The 867-nt window shown below is 60.2% G+C and carries 2 protein-coding genes; both read right to left on the bottom strand.

Annotated features, from left to right (window positions below):
* Positions 1-22 precede the first annotated feature (22 nt).
* Entirely contained in the window at positions 23-526 is a 504-nt protein-coding gene (locus tag Mgrana_RS16635) for a transposase (RefSeq protein WP_119358682.1), read from the bottom strand.
* Positions 495-827, bottom strand: coding sequence for a transposase (locus Mgrana_RS16640; protein ID WP_119358683.1), 333 nt, complete (start codon positions 825-827; stop codon positions 495-497). Before Mgrana_RS16640 ends, Mgrana_RS16635 begins: the two co-directional genes overlap by 32 nt.
* Positions 828-867 lie beyond the last annotated feature (40 nt).

The following is an 867-nucleotide window of genomic DNA, read 5'->3' on the forward strand; positions in this document are numbered from 1 at the left end:
ACAAGTAGTCCAAGAATAGGGCTCACCAGTGGAGTAGAACGCGGATGCAGATGAGGAGGAAGGCGAAGACCATCAGTCCCCGGTAGTTATCGGCTTTGCGTTCGTAGCGTACGACCAGGGCGCGGTAGTTGTCCAGCCAGGCGTGGAGGCGTTCGACCTGATAGCGTTTTCGGCTGGCGGGATGGTGCTTAGGCTTAGGGCCACGTCGTCGCCGGTTTTTGAACCGGCACTCAGGGATGGAGGCGCGGATACCCTTGGCTCTGAGCCTGCGGCGTAGAGGGGTAGAGTCGAAGGCTTTGTCCATCGCCAACACTCGGATACGCTTGCGGGACTTGCGCTTTGCTTGGGGTATACGAATCTGGGCCAAGACCGCCAGGGCGGTTTGGCTTTCATGGGTACTGGCCAGATACACTGCTAAAGACACAGGTATGCCTCGCCCTTCGGTGAGGGCTATCGCGGTGCAGCCTTTGCCCTTGTGGCCCCAGTCGCGGTAGTCACCCCCTTTTGACCTGGACGTGACTGCCATCCCAGCTACCCTGACTCAAGTCCAACTTTCCCGCCGCCCACAGCTTGCCTAAGATGCTCTGCCACAAGCCGTCCCACAAACCCTCCCGTGTCCAGCGGTCATGCCAGTAATGGCAGGTGCTCCCCGCCGCGTAGCCTTCCCCTTTAGGGATATCCCGCCACCTGCACCCCGTCTTCAGCCGGTACATGATCCCGCTCAGCACCTCCCGATCCTGACCGCGCTTACGCCCCTTCGCAGGTTGGGGCGGCAACAGCGGTGCGATCACCGCCCACTGTTCGTCGCTCAGTCGAGTGTCGTCCACTCGCCTAACTTACAACTACTCCCCATTCTTGGACTACTTG

Origin of the sequence: Meiothermus granaticius NBRC 107808, from assembly GCF_003574355.1 — a bacterium.
Classification (GTDB): domain Bacteria; phylum Deinococcota; class Deinococci; order Deinococcales; family Thermaceae; genus Meiothermus; species Meiothermus granaticius.

Bases quoted from the DNA above. Each gene is read 5' to 3' on its own strand.
- Mgrana_RS16635 (WP_119358682.1), bottom strand. From the start codon at position 526: ATGGCAGTCACGTCCAGGTCAAAAGGGGGTGACTACCGCGACTGGGGC.